At 52.1% G+C, this 22,485-nt stretch carries 22 protein-coding genes; 9 read left to right on the forward strand and 13 right to left on the reverse strand.

Annotated features, from left to right (window positions below; translation table 11 throughout):
• The first annotated feature begins 275 nt into the window (after positions 1–275).
• Complete coding sequence (locus ACFSSA_RS08425; RefSeq protein WP_386819993.1) at positions 276–476, forward strand: hypothetical protein; 201 nt, start codon at positions 276–278, stop codon at positions 474–476.
• A gap of 35 nt (positions 477–511) precedes the next feature.
• On the opposite strand, the gene ACFSSA_RS08430 is transcribed toward ACFSSA_RS08425, so the two are convergent.
• Entirely contained in the window at positions 512–1,627 is a 1,116-nt protein-coding gene (locus tag ACFSSA_RS08430; protein ID WP_386819994.1) for a DEAD/DEAH box helicase, read from the reverse strand.
• 8 nt (positions 1,628–1,635) lie between these two features.
• Between ACFSSA_RS08430 and ACFSSA_RS08435 the strand changes: the two genes are divergently transcribed.
• The 3 genes from ACFSSA_RS08435 to ACFSSA_RS08445 are packed head-to-tail and all read left to right on the forward strand — an operon-like array spanning position 1,636 to position 3,630.
• Complete coding sequence (locus tag ACFSSA_RS08435) at positions 1,636–2,784, forward strand: methyltransferase (RefSeq protein WP_386819995.1); 1,149 nt, start codon at positions 1,636–1,638, stop codon at positions 2,782–2,784.
• A gap of 59 nt (positions 2,785–2,843) precedes the next feature.
• Entirely contained in the window at positions 2,844–3,311 is a 468-nt protein-coding gene (locus ACFSSA_RS08440) for an MgtC/SapB family protein (RefSeq protein WP_386819996.1), read from the forward strand.
• Positions 3,304–3,630 (forward strand): hypothetical protein, encoded by a 327-nt coding sequence (locus tag ACFSSA_RS08445; RefSeq protein WP_386819997.1) that lies wholly within the window; start codon positions 3,304–3,306, stop codon positions 3,628–3,630. The genes ACFSSA_RS08440 and ACFSSA_RS08445 overlap by 8 nt, the downstream gene beginning before the upstream one ends.
• 1 nt (position 3,631) lies before the next feature.
• Here the strand turns inward: ACFSSA_RS08445 and ACFSSA_RS08450 are convergent, their stop codons facing one another.
• The 7 genes from ACFSSA_RS08450 to ACFSSA_RS08480 form a co-directional block, all read right to left on the reverse strand.
• On the reverse strand, positions 3,632–4,060 hold the full coding sequence (locus ACFSSA_RS08450; RefSeq protein WP_386819998.1) for a rhodanese-like domain-containing protein: 429 nt from the start codon (positions 4,058–4,060) through the stop codon (positions 3,632–3,634).
• 41 nt (positions 4,061–4,101) lie between these two features.
• The gene (locus ACFSSA_RS08455; protein ID WP_386819999.1) at positions 4,102–4,380 is read right to left on the reverse strand and encodes an RNA recognition motif domain-containing protein; all 279 of its coding nucleotides are present in this window, start codon (positions 4,378–4,380) and stop codon (positions 4,102–4,104) included.
• Positions 4,381–4,455: 75 nt separating this feature from the next.
• Complete coding sequence (locus ACFSSA_RS08460; protein ID WP_386820000.1) at positions 4,456–4,728, reverse strand: GNAT family N-acetyltransferase; 273 nt, start codon at positions 4,726–4,728, stop codon at positions 4,456–4,458.
• Positions 4,729–4,797: 69 nt separating this feature from the next.
• Complete coding sequence (locus ACFSSA_RS08465) at positions 4,798–5,367, reverse strand: hypothetical protein (protein WP_386820001.1); 570 nt, start codon at positions 5,365–5,367, stop codon at positions 4,798–4,800.
• A 1-nt stretch (position 5,368) separates the two neighbouring features.
• Positions 5,369–6,796, reverse strand: coding sequence for a DUF1501 domain-containing protein (locus ACFSSA_RS08470; RefSeq protein WP_386820002.1), 1,428 nt, complete (start codon positions 6,794–6,796; stop codon positions 5,369–5,371).
• Positions 6,797–6,810: 14 nt separating this feature from the next.
• On the reverse strand, positions 6,811–9,909 hold the full coding sequence (locus ACFSSA_RS08475; protein WP_386820003.1) for a DUF1800 family protein: 3,099 nt from the start codon (positions 9,907–9,909) through the stop codon (positions 6,811–6,813).
• A 230-nt stretch (positions 9,910–10,139) separates the two neighbouring features.
• A complete protein-coding gene (locus ACFSSA_RS08480) occupies positions 10,140–10,826 on the reverse strand; it encodes a haloacid dehalogenase type II (RefSeq protein WP_386820004.1) in 687 nt (228 codons plus the stop codon).
• Positions 10,827–11,103: 277 nt separating this feature from the next.
• Here ACFSSA_RS08480 and ACFSSA_RS08485 point away from each other — a divergent pair, with 277 nt between their 5' ends.
• Positions 11,104–11,595: a hypothetical protein gene (locus tag ACFSSA_RS08485; RefSeq protein ID WP_386820005.1), complete on the forward strand. Its 492-nt coding sequence runs from the start codon at positions 11,104–11,106 to the stop codon at positions 11,593–11,595.
• 374 nt (positions 11,596–11,969) lie between these two features.
• Positions 11,970–12,539: a fasciclin domain-containing protein gene (locus tag ACFSSA_RS08490; RefSeq protein ID WP_386820006.1), complete on the forward strand. Its 570-nt coding sequence runs from the start codon at positions 11,970–11,972 to the stop codon at positions 12,537–12,539.
• A gap of 56 nt (positions 12,540–12,595) precedes the next feature.
• Here ACFSSA_RS08490 and ACFSSA_RS08495 read toward each other — a convergent pair whose 3' ends face one another.
• Both ACFSSA_RS08495 and ACFSSA_RS08500 read right to left on the reverse strand, forming a co-directional pair.
• A complete protein-coding gene (locus ACFSSA_RS08495) occupies positions 12,596–13,918 on the reverse strand; it encodes a DUF1552 domain-containing protein (RefSeq protein ID WP_386820007.1) in 1,323 nt (440 codons plus the stop codon).
• A gap of 33 nt (positions 13,919–13,951) precedes the next feature.
• Positions 13,952–16,510 (reverse strand): DUF1592 domain-containing protein, encoded by a 2,559-nt coding sequence (locus tag ACFSSA_RS08500; RefSeq protein ID WP_386820008.1) that lies wholly within the window; start codon positions 16,508–16,510, stop codon positions 13,952–13,954.
• Positions 16,511–16,842: 332 nt separating this feature from the next.
• Between ACFSSA_RS08500 and ACFSSA_RS08505 the strand changes: the two genes are divergently transcribed.
• Complete coding sequence (locus ACFSSA_RS08505; RefSeq protein ID WP_386820009.1) at positions 16,843–17,733, forward strand: type II secretion system protein; 891 nt, start codon at positions 16,843–16,845, stop codon at positions 17,731–17,733.
• 29 nt (positions 17,734–17,762) lie between these two features.
• Here the strand turns inward: ACFSSA_RS08505 and ACFSSA_RS08510 are convergent, their stop codons facing one another.
• Positions 17,763–18,932: a nucleoside monophosphate kinase gene (locus ACFSSA_RS08510; protein ID WP_386820010.1), complete on the reverse strand. Its 1,170-nt coding sequence runs from the start codon at positions 18,930–18,932 to the stop codon at positions 17,763–17,765.
• A gap of 143 nt (positions 18,933–19,075) precedes the next feature.
• Between ACFSSA_RS08510 and ACFSSA_RS08515 the strand changes: the two genes are divergently transcribed.
• Both ACFSSA_RS08515 and ACFSSA_RS08520 read left to right on the forward strand, forming a co-directional pair.
• Positions 19,076–20,083, forward strand: a complete 1,008-nt coding sequence (locus tag ACFSSA_RS08515) for a L,D-transpeptidase family protein (RefSeq protein WP_386820011.1) — start codon at positions 19,076–19,078, stop codon at positions 20,081–20,083.
• Between the two features lie 59 nt (positions 20,084–20,142).
• The gene (locus ACFSSA_RS08520) at positions 20,143–20,823 is read left to right on the forward strand and encodes a tetratricopeptide repeat protein (protein WP_386820012.1); all 681 of its coding nucleotides are present in this window, start codon (positions 20,143–20,145) and stop codon (positions 20,821–20,823) included.
• A 43-nt stretch (positions 20,824–20,866) separates the two neighbouring features.
• Here the strand turns inward: ACFSSA_RS08520 and ACFSSA_RS08525 are convergent, their stop codons facing one another.
• Both ACFSSA_RS08525 and chrA read right to left on the reverse strand, forming a co-directional pair.
• Positions 20,867–21,151 (reverse strand): DUF167 domain-containing protein, encoded by a 285-nt coding sequence (locus ACFSSA_RS08525; RefSeq protein WP_386820013.1) that lies wholly within the window; start codon positions 21,149–21,151, stop codon positions 20,867–20,869.
• A 20-nt stretch (positions 21,152–21,171) separates the two neighbouring features.
• A complete protein-coding gene (chrA, locus tag ACFSSA_RS08530; protein WP_386820014.1) occupies positions 21,172–22,458 on the reverse strand; it encodes a chromate efflux transporter in 1,287 nt (428 codons plus the stop codon).
• Positions 22,459–22,485 lie beyond the last annotated feature (27 nt).

Here is a 22,485-nt window from a genome sequence, read left to right on the forward strand (position 1 = left end):
CCGCCCCTCTCCTTAGACAAACACCAGCCACGTTAGCTCTAGTTTAGAACTGTCCAGAAAATGGGGTCAGGCCAGCCGGACGTTCAAAAGCCCAAAGTCTTTGGGTCGTCTCATGTGTCGCCCTGAATATCATCGGTTTATTCGGAGTTTTACTGCTGCCTATCGGCTTTGCGGGATGGGCCGCGCTGCCGATCGGGTTCGGCATTAATGCTGGTTTTGGTCTGGTTTTACTCCTGATCGGCCTACGCAGTAGAAATCCTGAAACAGCTGCGAGTTTGTCCTCCTTCGCCCAAGCAGGTGGCTACCTGCTTGCTGCTCCGGGGCCGTGGCTGGTAGGGCTACTTAGCACGACGGCAGGTGGCTGGCCTCTTGCTTTCGGCCTGATCGTTTTTCTAACCGTAATCTCCGCGTTCGCCGGTCATCTCGCGGGCAAAAACGGCGAGATGGATATCGGCGGCCCCGACGATCCCATGTAGTCCGCGAGGGGATAAGGCTCCATGCCAGGGAAACATCAGCCCATTTCCGTAAAGTCCACGCCCAGTGCCTCTTCGAATTTTGCGATTTTTTTCCGCTCCCGGGGATCTATCAAAGCTATGGATGTCCCCTTCTTTCCCGCCCGGGCGGTCCGTCCGCTACGGTGGGTATAGTATTCGAATTGCTCCGGCAATTGGTAATGGATTACAAACGAAAGCCCTTCCACATCAATTCCACGTGCGGCTACATCCGTGGCGATGAGAATACGTGTTCTCTTATTGCGGAACCCGCGTAGCACTTTGTCCCGCTCCCGCTGTGAGAGATCGCCCTGGATCACATCCACCGGGATACCGAATTTCTCGAGTTGGCGGCCAAGTGCAATCGCCCCGGCTTTGGTTCGGACAAATATCAGACCCCGCTCATCGGCATGATCATCGAGAAACTCGGAGATAAACTCGTTTTTCTCGTCTTTTCCACACACTGCATAACGGTGATCGATATTTTGGTTAACGACGTGAGCCTTATCGACTTTCAACATTTCCGGCTGGCTGTGCATGGAGCCCTTGACGAGCGTTTGCAGAGAATCCGGAAAGGTGGCGGAAAACAACCATGTGCTGCGGCGCTGCCTGGTAAGGCCGAAGATGGAAACGAGCTCTTTTTTGAAACCCATACTTAGCATTTCATCCGCCTCATCCAGGACAAGGTGCTTCACATGGATCAATGTCAGCGCTTTCTTTTTCAGTAGGTCCAAAAGTCTACCCGGAGTGGCCACCACGATATGGGTTGGCCTTTGCAGATTCGCAATCTGTTTTTCCATCGGCTCACCGCCCGTAAGGGTTTCAACAAAGATTTTTTCACCATAATACTTCGTATACCTGAAAATTTGCTTTGCGATCTGCTTGGCAAGCTCCCTGGTGGGTGCGATCACAAGGCCTTGGATTTGCTTTGCCTTGGGATCGATTTTCGTAATCAGCGGCAGGCCGAAGGCCGCCGTTTTGCCAGTGCCGGTCTGTGCTTGCGCGACGAAATCTCCCCCGCTTTTCAATAGGTATGGGATGGAACGCGCCTGAACCTCCGTGGGAGTGATGATACCCAGCTCGTCCAAGCCTTTTACCAAATCTGCGGGAATTCCTAATTGTCTGAATGTGCTCAAAATCGTTTGTGAATAAATTTCTGACGGGAGAGTGCATCGGCCAGCCGGAAAATACGAGCGATATCAAACAGGCGATTTTGCCAATGGATTTTACATACAAAATATATCAACCTACCGCCATGAACCCGATCTTGACCCAACACCCAACGACAGATCCTGCAATTATTCTCCAGCTTCGTGATAGGCAATATGCGGCGGAGCTGATAGCAACGGCACTCCTGCGATTCGACTTTTTCAGTTGGTTGCAGGAAAATGAAGGGACGACGGAGGAAGCGGCAGCGAAGTATTTTCAGTGTGAGAACCGTCCTTTTGATGTCTTGCTCACCTTGTGCCGTGCCTACGGATTCATCACCGGTGGAGCTGATGGGCTGAGCCTTACGGGCATGGGCAAAGAGCATTTGGTCGAGGGATCACCATGGTATCTGGGTCCCTATTACACACCGATGCGGGATACTCCCATCGTCCGCACCTACCTTCATGTTCTCGGCACCGGAAAGCCCGGAAACTGGCGGGCAAAGGATACTGGAGCCGACTGGCATGATTCTATGCGGGAGCCGGCTTTTGCTAAAGAATTCACCGGGCTGATGAACTGTCGTGGCCTTCTTCTCGGCCAGAAGTTGGCAGAGAGTATCACGCCGTTTTTGGGAGAGCGGACAAGGCTTCTCGATATTGGAGGCGGCTCTGGCATTTACTCCGCCACACTTTGCGCAGCCCATCCGCAGCTGAGCGCTACGGTTTTCGAGCAGGCGCCTGTGGATCGCATCGCTCGTTCGGAAGTTGGCAGACATGGCTTGGAAGATCGGATCTCTGTGAAGACTGGGGACATGTTTCTTGATGAATGGCCGGAGGCCGAAATCATTCTCCTTTCGAATGTGCTGCACGATTGGGACATTCCTCAAGTTCGCGAAATCATAATCCGAGCTGCAAAATCCCTGGTCCCGGATGGCCTGTTGATCATTCATGACGCATTTATCGACGATGACAAATGCGGCCCGGTCGAGATTGCCGAATATTCCGCCCTGCTGATGAACATCACTCAGGGAAAATGCTATTCTGTCGCCGAGTATGCCGGGATTCTTGCACCGCTGGGTTTCGAAATTGGATCTTTCAACCCGACGATTTCCAAGCGGGGCTTCGTGACCGCCATAAAAAAATGAGGCCCCGAAAATCCCTTCAGTCCATTTGAAATCCGACGTTTTTCCGTTAACATTCTGGAATGGATTTTTTAAGTGAACTCAGGGATATCGGTCTAATTACCCTCGCCTGCCTGTTGGGCGGTGCCGTGGGTCTAGAGCGGGAGTCCGACGGGAAACCCGCTGGCTTCCGCACCCATATGATCATTAGTGGCGCTGCTTCTCTGCTGGTCGTCTGCGGCAAGTGGCTTGTCATTGATGAGATCTTTGCAGGACCGGAAGGTAGTTTACGTTACGATCCCATCCGAATTATCGAGGCCGTTATTGTAGGCGTAAGCTTCATCGGAGCCGGCACCATACTGAAGATTTCCAATAACGATCACGGTGCCAGGGTGAAATACCTCACCACTGCGGCTTCCCTGTTGTTTTCAGCAGGGATTGGGATCTGCGTTGCGTTGGAACGCTTTGTAATTGCGATTGGAATGACCGTTCTGATTTTGGTCATCAATGGCGTTTTTGGCCGATGGGAAGAAAAGCACCTGAATGATTGATTTCCCGTCGATACCTACTTCATATCACATCCATACCATGCCCTCCAGAGGACGCCACCAATCAACATCCAAGGAATGCCGGGCATCGATCAAAAAGATTGAAGCCATGGATGGAGTGATCGGTGTGATTATCGGACGATCGTATGGAGGTAAATCGCTGGGGCCGGGTAGTTCGACAGGGACAATCAAGGTTCAGAGACAAATTTCCGGCGGAATCAAAGCCGTCACCCAGTCAGCAAAAGGATTGCAGGAACTTTATATCCGCACGGAATCCGGAAAAGAAATTGAGATCGCCGATGCCATCACACGCTGGGCTTAAGCTACTTCTTCTCCGCTTTGCGGATGGGGAGGCCAGCATCGATCCAGTTCTGTAATGAGCCGGAATTGGCGACATCAATCCCCTCTTCCGCGAGTGCATTTGCAACCGCGCCTGCACGGGCACCTGAGCGGCAATAGACGATAATCTTCTTATCCTTGTTCTTTTGTAGGAACGGCTTCCAGAGTTTCCTGGCTCCGTCAAAGTCACTTTTTGCAAGGAGTTTTGCCGGCTCGGCAACGCCGGACTCCGCCCATTCGGATGGCTCACGAACATCGACCAAAACAGCCTTGCCTTCTTTGATCTGATCCATGGCTTCAGCAGGGGTAAGTTTTGTCACCTCTGCCGCAAAAGTGATCGAAATCAACCCCATGAACGTCAGGAGTATGGACGTCAGTCCACAGCTGGATAGGATACGGAAATTAGGATTCATCACTGTGCTTGAGCTCTAGCGTTTGTTGACATACCGCCTTTTTAAAATGGCTTATGCTTTGTTTGTTTCTTCAAAATCGTCGAGTTTGCCGCACGTTTCACCCGGAGAGTCGAAGCTTTCAACTTCATTCCGTTGAGTTCTTCAATCGCTTTGATGGCCTCTCCCAGCTCAGGCATTTCCACAAAACCAAAGCCCTTGGAGCCTCCGGTTTTCTCATCCAGGACGAGATCGCAGGACTTCACCTTCCCGTGTTTTCGGAAAAGCTCGTGGATTTCTTCTTCTGTAACGCTGCGGTCGATATTTCTGATCAGTATTTGCAAAGTGATTGGACTTGGTTCTGGGGATATCGTGACTCAGGAGAATGCGATGGACTAGCATAAAACCGGGGCAAAAAATCAGGCCAAGAGATCGGACACCTCGTGATGTTTTCTCATGTATGCTACCGCGTATCCGCAGATAGGCCGCACTTTCAGCCCTTTTTTCCTCACATCTGCCAGCATCCCTTCCATCAGTCTTCCCGCGGCTCCGGTTCCCCGCAAAGCAGGATCTGCCTCGACGTGGGGTATGGTTATTACATCGTTTTCCAAAACGTAATCAGCGAAGGCGAGTTTTCCCTGCTCAGTCAGCTCATAGCGACTCTCATCGGCGTTATTGATCACGGATCTCATACGCTAACTATACATCAGAACCCTTGAGCGCTACCCAATGATTTTTTCCCGAAAAACGTGGATCGTGTCTTACTGAGCTGGATAGCCGCGGAGAATATGGCCGTCCGGATGAATGCCTATATCATCCTCATTGTAGGGAACGCGATCCGGCCCAGCACTTCGGAGCTCCAATAACCCTGTGCCCAAAGGATGGATGATAATGGGTGAATCCCAGCGATCCACCAGCAGGCCGTCATTGTTGAAAGCGGCTGAATCCGGAGAAACATACTGGAGATCCTCCGGGTTCTCTCCTTTTAAAAATGCTGAGAGTTGCTGATTCGTTGCTATCAAGCGGGTGTCCAAGTTTTTGAACAACAATAGCATACCTTCCACCGCATGGGATAGCTTACGTAAATCTTCCTCGGGCTTTGTGGTCACCGCCCCATACCCGGCAAGCAGTTCATCTCCCGGCCGGGTTTGGGTTCTACTCTCATCATCGTAATCCGGAGGGAAAGGCACTTCCCGGGAAGGAAGAGTCGATTGTTCAGCCTGCTTTCCACGGGATATCAATAGCACCATGAGTAATGGCACAATGACTGCCGCGAAAAGCAGTATCTGAGTGAATCTTCTATGGTATTTCAAACCCAAGGAACGAAACATATCAGGCAATGAAACCAAGATCGGGACTTGAGGAAAAATTGCCGATGTTTGGGAGTATCAAATCCATATCCGCGCTCGATACGCCAAACCAGAGCGCCATTTCCTCATAGAATTTATCAATTGAAGTTGTTGGCAACATACGACCGCCCAATCCGATATCATCGTTACTGTTGAGCGCTAGGTCCGGGAATGCTCCATACACTTTTCCTCCGGCAACCGGCCCTCCCCAGACCATCTGGTTCCCACCCCACGCATGATCTGTTCCACGTCCGTTCGATCTCAACGTGCGTCCGAAGTCGGATGCAGTGTAACTGATGACATCATCAGCGACTCCCAGAATTTCCAGTGCTTTTTGGTATGCGGCAATTGCCTCTGATAGCTCGGTCAGCATACCGGCCTGGGTATTGAGCAGCTCTCCGTGATGATCCCATCCACCGCGTTGAATGAAAATCGTGCTCCGGCGGAGCCCCAATTGATCGCGGGCCTTGATCGTTTTCGCCGCGGTCAGCAATTGCTTTGCGATGTTTGAATTCGGGAACAAAGGAGCAATCGCAGAATCGTCAATGCTCTTATAGATCGCATCAAATGCGCGCTGGGACTCGTGGCTGAGTTTGACGTGATCCGCAAAAGCGTCCTGCATAAGATTGCGATAGGTCGCGCCAAGCAAGCCATCCACCGCAAGATTCTTCCTCGCGGTGATATTATTTAATCCGGCAGAGTTTCCCGTCGGAAGAAGAGCACCATTCTGAGTGATCGCAAACTGTCTGGTCGCCTTTCCAATCTGGAAAACGTTATTTCCGGCCAGAGAAATCGACATGGAAGTGGCACCTGTATTCATTTCCGAATGGATCACATCCGCCATACGTCCTGCCCAACCGGACAACTCGGAGAGGCCCTGCGGAACCGACGTCTGCCACTGGTTGATCTGATCGATATGGGAAAACAGCGACTTGGGCAACTTTACCCCGGAGCTGCTTGAGACATACTGGGCCTTGGTCACCGGCTGCACCAATGTGCCAATGTTCGAAACCATCGAGAGTCTTGGACCTGAGGCGGCAAACTCGCCGGTCCCGTTGAACATGTCCGCAAGTCCCTGACAGCTGGGATGAATTCCATAGAGATTTCCGTCCCCTCCCCCAGCCTGATTCAGGTTGATGAGATCGGCTTTTGGCAAGGCCATATCACTGCGCGACGCTGCGTAATCATTATAACCCCCATCGCGCCTGACGAGGAGGTTGAAAGTATCGCAACCGCCCGCAAGAAGGATGCATACGAGAGTTTTGCAATCGTTGCCGGACGGCAGATTCGCCGCTGCGGCTTGGTTGGTTAACTTGAGGTTCAACAGGCTGGCCAGCACTGAGATGGAACCGAGCGAAGCGCACGATGCTTCGCCGAGAAATTGACGACGGGTTTTTAAACTGGGATTCATTTGGGTTTTTTTGATTATTTCAAACAAGCACCTTCCGGAGAAACGAGCACCAGATAAGCGGCAAGCCGCGCCCTGTCCGTCATGTTGTTTTCAGAGGCTAAAGAGGTGGAAATGATTGCCCTGCTCTGCGCACCGAGCGTTCCAGCACAATAGAGCAATGACAAGTGATCGAGCAGTGCCGGGATGTCCGGAGCAAGTGCTTCCAACTCGCTAAGATCTTCCCGCTGCTGGTTGGAGTTTATATTCGGGACCTGAATTCCCTTGGTGCACATATTCCAGAGATAGTTCGGGAATGAAATGGAAGAGTAGGAATCGGTTATACCAAAGGCCGGTGAGTCGAGCTCCCGCTGGGCAAGCTCTCCAAAGAGCCGGTAATCCGGCCGGAAATAGTTGAACACACTCGGTGCGTTCATGGGCTCCTGGAGAGTAGTTTCCTTATAAGATGTGGAACTATCCCAGCTCCACCATAGGAGATTGCTGATTCTCCCCATCTTCAGCATTCTTGCCAGATGCATGGTGCGCACCGTTGGCTCACGCAATTGCCCGAAGTGTGGGGTGCTGAGATGTCGCATCGGATCGCGGGCCTCCTCGTCCAAGACGATCGCGCGAACCACCGCCTTGAGATCGCCTACCTCTCCGTTTCCATTGTTGGTGAAAACAGCGGAAATCCTAGCCACATACTCTGGAGAAGGATTGGACGTGATCAGAAATTGAATCAACTGCCGTGATATGAATGGAGCTGTGTTCGGATGGATCACTAGCTGATGAATCGCATCTTTGACATCCTTGAGCGCGTTCGCATCATTCGCGCTACGGGCGGGAATCGTATATTTCGTGCCATTCCCGGAAACCACCGTTTTAGCATTGAAATCGTGCTCCGAGGCAAAAACCTTCATCGGGGTATTCATATACGGGCCATCATCGCGGTAACCGCCACCGAAATTCGAGGCATTGTAATGAGTCCCCGTGAAGACTCTGGCGAGCTGAGTGATGTCGCCATTGTCATAAGTCGGTATGGGCTCGCCATCACCATCGAGCTTCTGGGTGCCATCCGGGTTCAGTTCCCACAGCCCGATGCTGAAAAGTTGCATCACCTCCCGCGCATAGTTTTCATCCGGAAACCGGTTTGCCGCGGCGTTTTCCTTCCGGTTTCCCAAATGGCTGAGATAGTGCCCCATGTATGGACTAAGCGAAACCTCCAACAGGAGATCCTCATAGCTACCAAAGGCGTGATTGATCATTTTGTCATAATAATCCGCCGTCGTTTCCAGCTGATTGGCCAGCATGGCACCAGCACGGGAAGCGACCAAAATCTGGCTCAAAGACCATGCGACACGTTGCCGCAGCTGATCCGGTGCGCGAACCGCGTTACGCGGCCATGAGTTCATGAAGTTAAGTCCGTGAATCAGGTCCGAACTGGCTGCGTAGCCGGCAAGCGAAGGGTTGTTTTCATTGTTCTTCCAGTCATTTTTGATTGCCAGCACATATGGCTTGGTGAACACGGGCGGCTTGGCCAGCTGCTCATCCACCCAGGCTTCCGCGCCGATACTTGCAACCCTCTCGACCTCGGCTTTGTCCGCCGGACCGAATGTGCACTGAAGGAGCAGACGCGCGGCTTGCGCATTCGTCAGCTGTTTTCCCGGACCGGATCGACGGTAAATTTCATTGAACGCCGCCAAATCGCCCGAGACGCTGGTATCAGCCGTGCCATTTCCGGTGGTGTCGTAGGAGCGTGCCTTTCCGGCGGAGTTGGATTGTCCGCTGGCACTGGAAAAGCCGAAGTAGGGTTCCAGCCAATCCGGCACCCCGTCGAGATCAGCATCGTCTTCAGTGATACGGACGCGATAAAAACGGCGGGGATCAGAGAGAGCGATCGGGGTTTCCCACATGCCTCCATTTCGTGTCGCAGTAGTGTTCATATCATCCCACACATCGGTCGCGCCCAGGTCCGTGGAGGTCTCCACCACTCCTTTTCGTGCGTTCAAATAGGTCCATTTGAGTTTTGCCGCAGTCCCCTGGCGCTCTGCGATTTCAGAGGCGAAGACACTGAAGGGATCGAAAGGATCTGTTCCCGCGGCAGCCTCGCGGGCATTATTGACTCCATCTCCGTCGGAATCCGCATTCGGGTTCAGATCTTTTGCTTTGTAAAGTGCTTCCCATACATCCGGCAGTCCGTTCTCATCAAGATCCTGCGAGCTAGGGCTCATAGTGATCTGATGCGGAGGTAGGACAGGTGGTGGAGTGCCGCCTGTAAAACTGAAATCATCCACATTCACCGCGGTGACCTTACCTTTGGACAACACTTTGGAAGTGGCACTCTCCACATAGGGAACTCCGATCCCTGCGTAAACGATATCCCCTGCCTGGAATGCGGCGGTCGCTGCGGCATTGGTGGGATCATTCTGGTTGGAGGTGATTGGCCGACTCGGAATATCCAATGAGAAAACCACGGTGCCGGATTCATCTTTCACCTCGCCGAGAACATCCCATAGCGGTCGCCCCAAGGCATCTACGCTGGAGTTCGAGGTGACCGTCAGCGAAAGGGTGAACCACTGACTGCTCGCAGTGGAGCCCGGGAGGGAATTCGGCAGTCCCAACTCACTATTCGCCTCCCATCCGCTGACTTGCCATGCCTGGAACTCGGTCGAGGACTTACCGATCCCGCTCAATCCATATCGTTTTCCCCCGTCTCTTCTTACAAGATTCAGGACGATTCCATTTCCACTACTCCATAGCGGACTTGAGCTCAGATATACGCTACAAATAGCATGGTTCGCGGTGACCGGAGCGCTATTGCCGATCGTGATTTTGAAGCGACTCGATACCTGATAAACCGCACCCGAAGCTCCCGCTGTGTGAGTCGCGCGATAGCTGCTTTCAGCTTCCGAGGTGTTGATGTAAAGCCCCTTGCTTCCGTTGACTCCATTACTACCTCCGATCTTGAATAAATTTCGTTGTGTGGAGGGACTTGCAATATTGGTCTCAGACCATTTCAGCAAATTGAGGTTTCCGGTGGGATCTAGGTCAAAGCTTTCGAAATCACCATACACGGTGAATGTTGAAAGCCCTGCCATCACGGCGAATGCCGAGACATGGGATATTTTTGTGGTCACGTGGGTTTGTGGGTTTTTGATCGGAAGTCATTTTTATACAAAAATGGTTCCAACCTAGGCTATGTATTCGACGAGAAATAATTGCAGACTATTTACGAAAAAAAAGCAAAGTCGAAAATAGCACGATTTCCACGCTCTTCCAAAAGCCGCCAAACCTAGGTCTAATTCAGCAAAGCGAACCAAAAATTCGTCCGGTTGCTGTTAGCCCTTACCTTCGTAAAGACAGGACACTATTCCAGCGTCACCAAATAGTCCGCAGCTTTTGATAAATCCGCGGAGCTATGTTCCGGTGGAGGTCCCAAGGGATAAAGTTGTGCGCCGGGACGAGAGAGAAAAACTGCCCGCAGGCCCGCCCAACGCGCTCCGGCAATGTCCCAACCGTGAGCCGCCAGCAGCATGGAATTTTCTGGCTTCACGCCCATTTGCTCCGCCGCCCAAAGATAGGTCCTGCGGTTTGGCTTGTAGGTTTCGATTTCACCGACACTGAGACGTTTCTCGAAAAAGTGGCTCAGGCCTGCATTTTCCATCTGGGCATCCACACCCTTTTGGGGAGAGTTGGTCAAAGTGACCAAGCGGTATCCCGCATCTTTGAGTCTTTCCAAAGCAGGCTTCACATCCGGGTGGGCCGGAAGCGAAGTGATCGGCTTGATCGCTTCCTTAGCCTCTTCGATACCGAGATCGATCTCATTTTTTCTGGCGACCATCACCATCGCCGCTGCTCCGATTTCGCCAAATTCCTGATACGACTCTCCAGCAGACTCCACCAGAGAATATTGAAGCATCGTGGTGAACCATAGGGTCACCAAGTCATCACGTCCGCCAAATGCCTTCGCGACACTCTTTTTCAGAGGTTCCAAATCCAAAAGAGATTCGTTCACGTCAAAAAAGAGGACTTCCGGGCGTTTGCTTGTTTTCATGGTCTCGGTTTCTCCAAGGGATCTGGGGGTGAGCATAGCCAAAGAGCTCATTGCGGTTAATCCGCATAATTTCCTGCGATTCATTGTCGAAGGTAGCATCCCCTCTCCGCCAAGCAACCGCCTCTCCGATATGGGATGGAGAAAATCTCTCCATTCATTCATCCCGACCATGCAAGATGCACTCATTTTGACCCCGTCGTTTGTCTTAGCGGAGGAGAATCCCTTATATTTCTTACCGTCGTCCACTTGGCATGATTTGAGCAAATAAGGAATTGCCATGAAAAATTCAATTCCTAGTCAGAAAAAACATAATGCCTCAATATATCAACGCCACGCCACAAAATTGAAAACCGGTGTTTGTGCGGTGATCTCCGCACTCGCCTTTCAGCTTGCCCATGCTGATATTCCGGATCGCCCGGCCACGCATTTGGGCGGGATGTATAAAGTAGCCAGCAGTAGCGATCCCCTGTTTCCGATGAATGGACAACAGGAATGGTTTCTCGACTTCGGGAAAGGGATGTCGGATGGCTCGACAAGCGGAAAGGTAGCAGTGTCCCTCCGTCAAAATCCAAAGGTCAGTATTCGTATTATGGTGTGGCAATATTTTCCCGAACAGGGCGCATTACTGATTGGTAATCAGACCGAAGAGGGTTCACGACAAGCAGTGGCAAGGGCTGTCTGGTCGCTCGCAAACGATTCAGGGAAAGTAGTGCTTCTCCGCGATAATTCTGCTCTCGTCTTAAATCAAGCTGATCAAAGTGACTACTGAGTGGATTCCAAGACCGCTCCTCTGCGAGCACTTTCTTCCCCTAACGCGGCTCCTGATCCTCCAAATCGGGCGTCGCGTTTTCATTTAAATACATTGAAATATTTCATCTCCGTTATCGCCGCCGGGATCTGCAGGTTGCATGAAGCAGGGTTCCCATTTGCATGATTTTTCATAGATGCACGCAGACCTCATCCTGCGCACAACATTCCAAGAACCTTATATAACTTAAGGGATAAAATGGATTCAACGCATGAAAATCGAGGATCGGCATACGCGCTGCGATAACGAATACCGAAACGCAGAGGAATGGATTCGATGCTAACCCAAAAGGGAAATCGCCTCCTTCACGACGCAACCTCAACCAAACAACTATTATGAAGAACAAGAATATTACACAAATCGCTCTGGCTCTCTCAATCGCAGCTGTCACTCCTATCGCATTCGCTCAGGAGGCCGGAACTGCGGACAAGAAAATGGAGGAAAAAGCAATGCCGGAGATCAAACAAGGCTCCCTGACCAATGTGATCGCAGACAGTGTGACGTTCAAAACGCTTTCCGCAGCGCTCAAGGCCGCCGAGCTGGATGTGACCCTCGGGGGCAATGATAACTTCACGATCTTCGCTCCTACCGACGAAGCTTTCCAGAAGCTTCCGGAAGGAACTTTGCAGAAGCTTCTTCTCCCCGAGAATAAGGAGAAATTGCGCTCACTTCTTCTCTACCACGTGATTGCAGGAAACGTCATGGTTGCTGATCTCAAGGATGATCAGAAAGTGAAAACCATGAATGGCGAGCTTCTGGAAATCGATATCGACGGTGACGAAGTCAAAGCCAACGACTCAAAAGTCTACAGTGTTGATACAATGGCTACCAATGGTGTGATGCACTCTGTGGGCGAGGTGATCGTTCCCGAATCACTTGATGATTTTGCCGGTCTTGAAGACTAATATTTGATATATCACGAGGCCGCCGACTCTTATTGAGTCGACGGCCTTTTTTGTATTCAAGCTTCGAATAATTCTTTGATAATTCCGGTCGAATCGCCGTGCGATTCGGCTTCTACTCCCACGCCGTTTAGCAAGCTCAACCATAGGTTACAGAGCGGAGTTTTCTTGTCTTCCATCACCAGATGGCGACCGTGGACAATTCCCGCACCTCCCCCGGCTACCAAGGTCGGGCAATTTTTGAGGCTATGGCCGGTTCTAAGATTACTTCCGAAGGTGATCACAGTATTATCGAAAAGGCTGGAACCATCGGCATCCTTCAGCGCCTTCAATTTGTCGAAAAATTCCGCAAGCAATCTCGAATTTGCCAAATCCCTCATTTCTGAAACGATATAGCGCTCTCCCGCAGTGTAATGGCTCATCGTATGGGCGCTCATCTCCGCGCCAAGACTTGAGATCAGGGCATTGACAGGCATACGATAACTGAGCACCCGAGTTGCATCCACCTGCATTGCAGCGACCATGAGATCATACATCATCCGGATTTCTTCGACTCCTTCCAACGATTCACCGGGCGTTTTCAGACCGCGTTCCGGCTCTTTCACCGGAATGCCCAGCCACTGCTTTTCCTTCTCGAGGCGGACTTCGATTTCCCGGATCGATTGGAAATACTCATTAAGTTTATCGGCATCGGTTGGATTGATTTTACGCTTCAACGAGGTTGCGTCTGACAATACCGCGTCAAGCACACTGTGTTGCTCCGCGAGCAATTTCTGGCGCTGCTCCAGAGGCATTGTGCTATCGGAGAAAAGCCTGTGATAAGCTGCCACCGGTGTGTTTTGGGCAGCAATCGGCTTTCCATAGCGATTCCATGCCAGCGATAGGCCGGGACCGTGACCATCCGAGGAGCCGCCCCCTGCCCCACTCTTGCTGGCCAACTGTATGGAGGTAAACCGCGTATTTTTCCCCAGCTGCTCTGCCGCAACCTGATCGGCCGAAATGGTATTGTGGAAACTTTGTCCGGAAATCGCATAGCGGTTCGCCCCCGTCAGCCAGAAGGTGCTTCCGCTGTGTCCGTCGTTGGAAAACTGATTTTCCAGATTCTGGATGATCGTCATATCATCCCGATGCCGCTCCAGCGGTTTGAGCATTTTTGGCAGGGTGTAGTTTCTGCCCACTTCGTTAATATCCGGATACCAGCGGTTCTCCGTCACGCCATAACCCATACCTAAAAAGACCATCCGCTTCGGTGCAGCAGCGATGTTTGTAGTAGCTGCCGAGGCATATTTCCGGAATCCCAGCGATTCCAAGAATGGCAACGCGACCAGTGCGCTGCTGCCTCGGAGAAACGCCCGGCGTGTGTGTTGTGCGAATGATTTCATAGGATCTGTGGATGATTGGTTAGAATTGATCGGTTATTTCGTTTGGAACATCTCGGACTGCACCAGAGCATGGATGAAGTCGGCGATCCGGTAGTCTTTTGCGTGTGCTTGCTTCGTGATGGACTGCGCCAAATCGTAATCGGTGAAGCCATACGGGCGGCCCAACCCGTAGGAGATCAGCTGTTCGGTAAATCCCAGGGCAAACGCGTCCAACCGCGAATAAACTACGTCCCGAAGCTCATAAAAGCCGGAGAATTCCGTGCCGTCGTAAAGGGCCCCTTTCGAATCTATCTCAAAGCTTTTCTCTCCATCTCCGCCATGTGCTTTCACCAGTTCTTCCATACGCCAGCCACCTGCCGCATCGAAGTTTTCCAAGCCATAGCCAATGGGATCGATCTTCACGTGACACTGTGCGCACTGGGGTTCTTCCTGATGGGCTTCCTGTAATTCCCTGGCTGATAGAATCTCACCTTCCAGCCGGCTTAGCTGCGGGACGTTTGCCGGGGCAGGAGGCGGTGGATCATTCAACAAATGCCTCAGAACCCACGCTCCGCGCTCCACGGGTGATGAGCGGAGACCATCGGAACCCATCGCCAAAACCGCTGCCGTTCCCAATAACCCGCCGCGTGGTAATCCTTCAGGAACTTTGACTTTGCGGAAATGCCAACCCTCGACCTCGTCGATCCCGTAGTAATCGGCAAGCACGTCATTGATCACAACAAAGTCCGATTTCAATAGATTCTCCAAAGGGAGTTTTTCATCCATTAAGGTTCTGAATGTCTCGTAAATCTCCCTGCGTGCGCTCTCACGGGTCGCATTGTCAAAATCCCGATAGCTGACGGCATTGAACTCAAACATATCGAGCCGATACATATCCAGCCACTGGTGAAGGAAGCTTTCGACAAAACGATCCGAACGATCGTCCGCGAGCATTCGCTCCGTCTGCTGACTCAAGACTTCCGGATCGGATAATTTCCCCTCATCCGCCAGCCGTAATAGCTCCTCGTCCGGGGCAGTGCTCCAAAGGAAATACGAGAGTCTCACGGCAAGCTCCCTCTCGCTCAACCTGGGTTTCCCCTGGCTTCCGGTGGATTCGACCATGTAGAGAAAGCTTGGAGATGAAAGAATCACCGATAGCGGCTCCACAAGGGCCTGTTCTGTGTTCAGTCCATCTTCCAAACGATTCTCATACAGACCGAAAAGCTTCTCGATGAACTCTTCGCTAGGGGCTTCCGTCCTTGACGCCCTACCGGCAAATTTTTCGATAACCGCACGGGCGTAGGTTGCATCATCCCAATTCCGGGGCTTTTCAAAAAACACCTCATCCAAAGGATTTCGGGTGTCTTCTGCCGGTGCCGATGGCCCCTCGATTTCCACCCAGTCGATCCAGCCGCCGGGAGTGGTGCCCATGCCATTGACCTTCCTATCGTAAGTCCAGAGATTTTTGTCTCCACGACCCTGGTGGCTTCGCTGATGAATGATGTATTGAGCCTTTTCACCTGCTATGTGAGTGACCGGGAATTCAATGATCTCCGGCTCCTCCACCGTGCCATGAATCTTGCGCCAGCCGAGCCGTGTTTCACCGGAATCCCCGGAAACCTTTTTCGTGAATTCGAGGTATTGGAGGCGTTTGGATGCGTCGGGATAGGCGCCGGCACGGACTCTGAGAACGTAATTCCCCGCATCGTCTGAGGACAAGCCGGGTAACTTCACAGTCACAAATCCACCACTCTTGATGGTGACCTGAAGGGTTGCTCCGGTTTTCGTCTCGGGACGTCCGAGATACTCTTCAAGCTGCGGAATCCAATCTACCGCATTTTGCCGGCTCCGTCTGGCTCCGTAGGCATCACCGAAGCCAAAATCGGTAGCCGGCTTTTCCTTCTGTGCGAAAAAAGCATCCGATCTCTTTATCGCCTCCTTATACGCCTCCAATCTTTCGCGATAGTTCCGGCTGGCTCCCATCTCTGGCTCCACCCTGAAAATTTTCGACTTCAACGGTGGAGACTCCCTCATTGCAAGGGCAAAGGATTCCTTCGCAACCGACATGTATTGCTCGAACTGGTCGCTAGAGAAAAACAATGATGCTCCCAGGGTATCGAATCCACCTGTATCATCATCTTTCGGCAGCTCACTCACATCCGGAGCCACCCCCAGAAGGTCTTTCATCGTATTCACATACTCCCGCTGATTGAGGCGACGCATCGTGATCACTCCTCCGTTATCGCTCAGGATTTTACGGGCGGATACCATCTGGTTGGAAAGATCTCCCAAAAATGCCGTCTTTTCTTCTGCGGGAACCTGCGGCTCTTTCTTTGGCGGCATCTCGCCGGAGTTGAGAACATTGAGAATTTTTTGCCAGGTCTCGGCAGTCTGCAGATCATGTCCCAGATCAAAGGATAGCGTCTCCAAATTCACTTCACCCTCTTCGAAAAGCGAATCATGACATTCGTAGCAATAGTTCTCAAATAGCTGCTGATACTTGTCCGGCATGATCGCCTGAATATCGTTGGCAGAATCTTCAGCATTGGATTCAGGCATCATTAGAGATGTGACCAATAATATTGCTGTATGTAATGCTGAACTTTTTTTCATAAAAATCTAATGAGCACATAAGAGGAATCTTTCGTCACCTGTCACGGTAAGCACCTCTTACCCTCCCTACTCCCGCCTAATTGGAAAATGGCCGAAAAATTTTGCCAGCTCGCGTCACCTTTTCCCGGAAAGCGTTGCGCAAGCGAAGAATCCTATGCCTCTCCCTCCTCAAAAAATCGGCGTATTGTGAAACATTTCATTGTCAACAATCTCCAAGATGGTAGTCTTAGGTTTAGTTGGTCGCCTGTAGTTTCCCGTTTCCAGCAGCACATCCTTATGAGCAATGGGCGCTTTTAGGCTTATATCCAGAAAGACAATCCAAAACCCACCAAATGAAATCAAAATACAATTCTCTCTGTGCCGACTCTAATCGGTGTCTCAAAAATACCGCCGCACGAGGCTTCACACTGGTTGAACTACTCGTGGTCATCGTGATCATAGCCACGCTTGCGGGCATCTCCTTTATGGGTGCGAGAAAAGTGTTGCAGTCAGCGCGCGAGTCCACCGCAGTCTCAAATTTGAGAACGATTTCGCAAACTTTATTTACTATCCAATCGGATGGCGGAGCCCTCGGGGAATTTAAGCTAAACGGGAGTTATCCTGCTGAAGCCGGCTACACCAAGCCCGGCGGTAAATTATATACCTGGGCATATGAAGCGGCGGAACAAATGGGATATGGCCATTACGACTCGGATGGCTGGGGCGGACGTTTTGTATGGACCACCGATCCCAACGAAACAGTATTCCACGATCCTACCGCAGACTGGGAGATCGAAGACACGGGGGTGCCAAATGCCCGTGGCAATGGGACCCTCTGGAAAACCTCCCACTATGCGTATAACTCCCAGCTGGGATCCTTCATCAATCCGTGGAGTCAGAATTTCCAACGCGGCGCAGGCGGCTATGAAGGAGACCGTGACGCTCTGATCTCTCAGACCACCAGACCCTCCACATTGATTTACGTTGCCCAAGCTGCGGCAGCCGATAAACTTTCCGAGCTGGAATCCTCTATGCCCGGACACGTTGTCCGTTCGAATTCACTCCATATCTCGCCTTGGATTGGAGGAGGTAGCCCGGCCACACGTATTCGTGGCGGCGCAAATTGCGCATTCGCAGATGGCCATATTGGCTGGGTGAATACTCTCAAATTATATGAAGGAAACTGGAACTCGCCAAACCTTGTCCACGATTCCACAAACCCGGCAAAACCAGTCCTGAAATAGCTTTCGAGCCGTTCCGTCGTGGGTTCTCTCTATCCGCGGCGGATCTTTGATCCACTGAAGAACACTGTGATCCGGTAAACCCTTTTTTGCCGGGTTTCTATCTTCCCAGTCTGCAAATCAAAGCGTTCCGGGATTTCCTGGCGGTGTATATCCACCATTGCCTGGAAGCCTCGTTCCGAATAAATATCGATCAGAATGGCCAGCGCCACCGGATCGTGGAAAATTGGTTCTTCGGTATTGATCGTTGCCCGCCCTGTGACCGCATAGCGTTTGATGACGGGCATCATTTTCTCCTGGATGAAATCCACGACCTTGAGCAATAGCTCCGGATATTCCACCTGGTAGCTATCCAGCCGGTTCACCAACTCCTGCCGCGCCTGTAACACAATTTCATCGGCCAGGGGTATGTGACGCAACGTGTCGTAGGTCCGTGGGTCAAGCTCCAGAGAGCTCTGATACTCCAGCTCGCGGATGATGTTTTTCTGCACCTCGGATATCGGTGCCTGGGCGTTGATGAAGTGGTAATGGAAAAGCTGCTTGAGCGATACCAATGCATCATAGGTTTTTTCTTTGAATGTCCGATACCGGTTACGCGCCAGTTCCGGATCGAAATCCGTTGCCCTTTCCTCCTCCAGCTCGCCCACTCCCGAGTGCCTGACTTCCGCATTTTTCGCCAGTGCCTCCTGTCCCCGCTTCAGCTGTCTTGCGATACTCTCCGCCTCATCCACGAATAAAACCATAATGTGAAAAACCGGCTGACGGAAAAAATGCGCACGGGGGGTATTGGAAAATTCGCGACGAAGACGCACCATTTCATCGTAAAACATTTTCAGACACTCCACCTGGACATTGGTTCTAGGGAAACCATCCAGCACCGCACTATCGCGGAATTCCGGTTTCAACAGCTCATGAAACAACAGCCGCAGGACCTCCTCGTCTCCAACCATGCCGCCGCCCGCTTTGATCTTCTGTGCTTCCGGGGAATCGAGCAGCTGGCTGACCACGATCGGGCGCGCGGTAATTCCACGCACCTTGCGGATAAAATCGGTATTGGTCCCTTTACCTGATCCCGGCGCGCCACCCAGAAGGATCAATTCCTTGGGAAATCGTAAATTCTCCACGCCGACTTCGCTCTCGAGCTGTTTCCAGACACGGTTAAAAATCAATTGGGCATCCTTGATCTCAAGGTCGGCAGACATGGTGACGGGTGGATTCGAACTCACAGTGGGAAGCATCCAATATAACCACAAGCTGCTCGTCCAGTCTCGGGAGAAGGAAATCGCACCGATTTCACACTATTTCACCTTCCAAAACGGCATTCATGTGCTCCAGTGACGGGAACATGAGATTTTCCAGTCAAACTCCCCGTCCCACCATCCGCGCACGGTGTCTCAGAGCAGGGTTTTATCCACTCCTCATTGCTTCTTTCCTTTCATTTTTTCTCATCGGCTGCACCCCCTTCGCTCTTCCCAAGACAGCGGACAGCATCGAAAAACAGCAGCAGAACCTCCGCCTTCAGATTCTCCTGGATTCGGAAAACTTCGGGCCGGGAGTTGTCGATGGCCATTATGGGGAATTCACGGCCAAGGCATTGATCAACTATCGCCGTGCGAAAGGTCTCGCCCCGGATGCGCTTCCGGATATCAGCCAGATCCGCCCCTACACCCGCTATACGATCACTGCGACCGATTTCTCTCCTCTTGGCACGATGGCCTCTTCCACCGAAGAGATGGCTAAGCAATCCAAAATGCCTTACACAACACTCATTGAGCTACTTTCAGAACGTTTCCACACAACCCAAAAGTTTCTTAGAAAACTCAATCCGGGCAAAAACTTCTCATCCATGCAAGCTGGTGAGATGATTACCGTGCCGAATGTGAAACGGCCATTCCGGGTGGATCGCTACCCTTCCTCCTACCCGGCGGCGGGTAGCTCGCTTGCGGCAAACCGCCATGTCACGGTAGATATCAACCAGCGTATTCTAACGATCGAGGAAAATGGACGCCTCATCGCCTCATTCCCCATCACACCCGGTTCGGCAGAACATCCGGCTCCCGTCGGCGAATGGCGCATCGTGGGCTCTGTGCCATGGCCGTGGTATCGGTATGACGAGGGTGTTCTGAAGCGCGGTGAGCGCACCGAGACATTTTACAATTTACCGCCGGGACCGAACAGCCCGGTCGGCATTCTCTGGGCAGGTCTCAACCGCGCAGGCATCGGTATTCATGGCACTCCGGCACCAGATACCATTGGCCGCGCAGGCAGCCATGGATGCATCCGGCTTTCCAACTGGGATGCGGCAACCTTCCACACCATCGCCGGCAAGGGAACCAAGGTTACGATTCGGTAACAAATTTCTCGGTTTCCAACCTTGGATTCCGGAATCACCTCTCTAGCCTATTCCTGTATATGCCTAAACCGAGTATCGAATTTTATAACGCAGCCATTGATGCTGTCCAAGCCGGCAAACTTCCCGAAGCCCTCGCCGCGGTGGAAAACTCTCTCACGGAAGATCCGCGCGACGGTGAAACCTGGCAGCTGTATGTATTGATTCTCAATTCCCTCGGCCGCACGGAAGATGCCCGGAAGGCTACGGAAAAGCTCCAGGATATCGGTCTAAATGAGATCGATGAGATTCTATTGAAAGCTTCCGAGGCCTCCACAAACCTGGATGCCCGGGCAGCGATCGAGCACTACCGTTCCGCCATTGAGCTTGATGCTTCCCGCCCGGAAATTCATGCCAGTCTAGCCCTCGCCTTGCTTCAGGCCGGTCAAGCGGACGCGGCTCTTTCCTCCGCACGAACCGCAGTTTCGCTCGATCCTGCCAATGCTTCCGCGAACTATGCCTTGGGGCATCTCCTCAGGCTGGAAGGCAAAGACCAGCCAGCCCTCGAAGCTCTTTCAAAGGCGGTCGCAAGCGATCCGTATTTCATGCTCGCGCTTTACGAGGAAGGCATGCTTCTCGCCTCCTCCGGAAAACTCCACAGGGCACTCGGCAACTTTGAAAAATTTCTCGAAAATCATCCGGATGACGAGAGTGCGCAGCAAGCGGTGAAAAACATCAGGCAGCGCCTGGAAGGAACCTTCTGAAAGCACGGCATGATCATCGTTGCGATCGATTTTTCGAGCTTTCTCAGAGAGAGGTTTTCCTCGGAAGTTTCAGGAGGACATCGTCCCCTGAAGCCCCGTCGATCTTGACCGTTTTGGTTTGGATCGTTCCTCCGCGCAGCACGTAAACCGCCTTCTTCGGAAGTCCCAGTTGCTTTGCCAGTAACTGGCAGACCGCCTTGTTCGCCTTCCCCGATTCCGGCTGCGCGGCAGTTTTGATTTTCAAAAGTTCGTTGTGCCACCCAATGATTTCATCGCGCGAAGCATTTGGAATCACTTTCACTCCGAGCTGGAAACTCTTCTTCTCCATATCCATTACCAAAGTTGGTCCTACAATAGGCTAGTCAATCCAAGCAACCCACAAACCGCTAAAACCCATGTGAAGGGAACCTTGAATTTCCACATTGCGATGAAAGCAGCGATCGCCGCAGCAAGAACAAAAACATCCGGACCCGCTTGCTCCGGAACAGACCATAACGCATGGCCGGCAAACACTACGCCGAGGTTTAAGATCACGCCTACCACAGCTGCGGTGATTGCCCGGAGCGCAGATCCGATCCGTGGTAGATCCCGCAGCTTTTCGACGTATGGAGCCCCAAGGAAAACGAACAAAAAGCATGGGACAAACGTCGCCCACACGGTAATGAGCGCACCGATACCAGCACCCATCAAAGGACTGAAATTCCCCGGATGCTGCCAGCCGCCGACAAATCCAACAAACTGCAGCACGATGATCAATGGGCCCGGTGTCGTCTCTGCGAGAGCCAGCCCACTCATCATTTGCTGATGGGTTAGCCATGAAAATCCCTCCACCGCCTGTTGCGCCACGTAGGGCAAAACTGCATAGGCTCCGCCAAATGTTACCAGCGCAGCCTTACTAAAAAACAGCCCTTGTGCCACTGGCGTGCTGGCCCAGCCAAGCCACAGACCAAGTAAGACGATAGGCAGTGACCAGAGGACAAAACAGATTCCGATCACCGCTGCCGCCCGCTTCAATGTTGGCTTTGGCGATGCGGGAAGCGTCAGAAAATCCCCGTCCGCCGCATCGTCCTGCAGTTGCCGGGAATTATTTCCCCGGAATTGCTCCGGAGCCCACCGGTGCCCGAGCCAGCCGATAAGCGCTGCCCCGAAGATAATGATCACAAAAGATACATCGAAGAAATAGATCCCCACAAACGACAGCAATGCCACCAACCAAAGCATTCCGCTTCTCAAGGTTTTTCCACCAATGCGCAGCACCGCATCCGCAATCACCGCAATCACCGCAGGCATCAATCCATAGAAAATTGCCGCGAGCCAAGGGATGTGGCCACCCGCCATATACAGCCAGGCGAGAAAAAACAACATGAGCGCGGAAGGCAGAACAAACAAACTGCCAGCCGCCACTCCACCCTTCCAGCCATGAAGCCGCCAACCTAAATAAGTTGCCAGCTGCTGGGCTTCCGGACCGGGAAGCAACATACAAAAATTCAACGCGTGAAGAAAATGGCTCTCGGTGATCCACTTCCGCTTCTCCACCATCTCCTGATGCATGATGGCAATTTGCCCAGCAGGCCCCCCAAAACTGATGAAGCCCAGCTTCAACCAATAGAGTAACGCTTCACGAAATGATGGCATGCCACACTGTAAACTATCGGACCGTGA

It is taken from the genome of Luteolibacter algae (assembly GCF_042683045.1).
GTDB classification, from domain to species: domain Bacteria; phylum Verrucomicrobiota; class Verrucomicrobiia; order Verrucomicrobiales; family Akkermansiaceae; genus Luteolibacter; species Luteolibacter algae.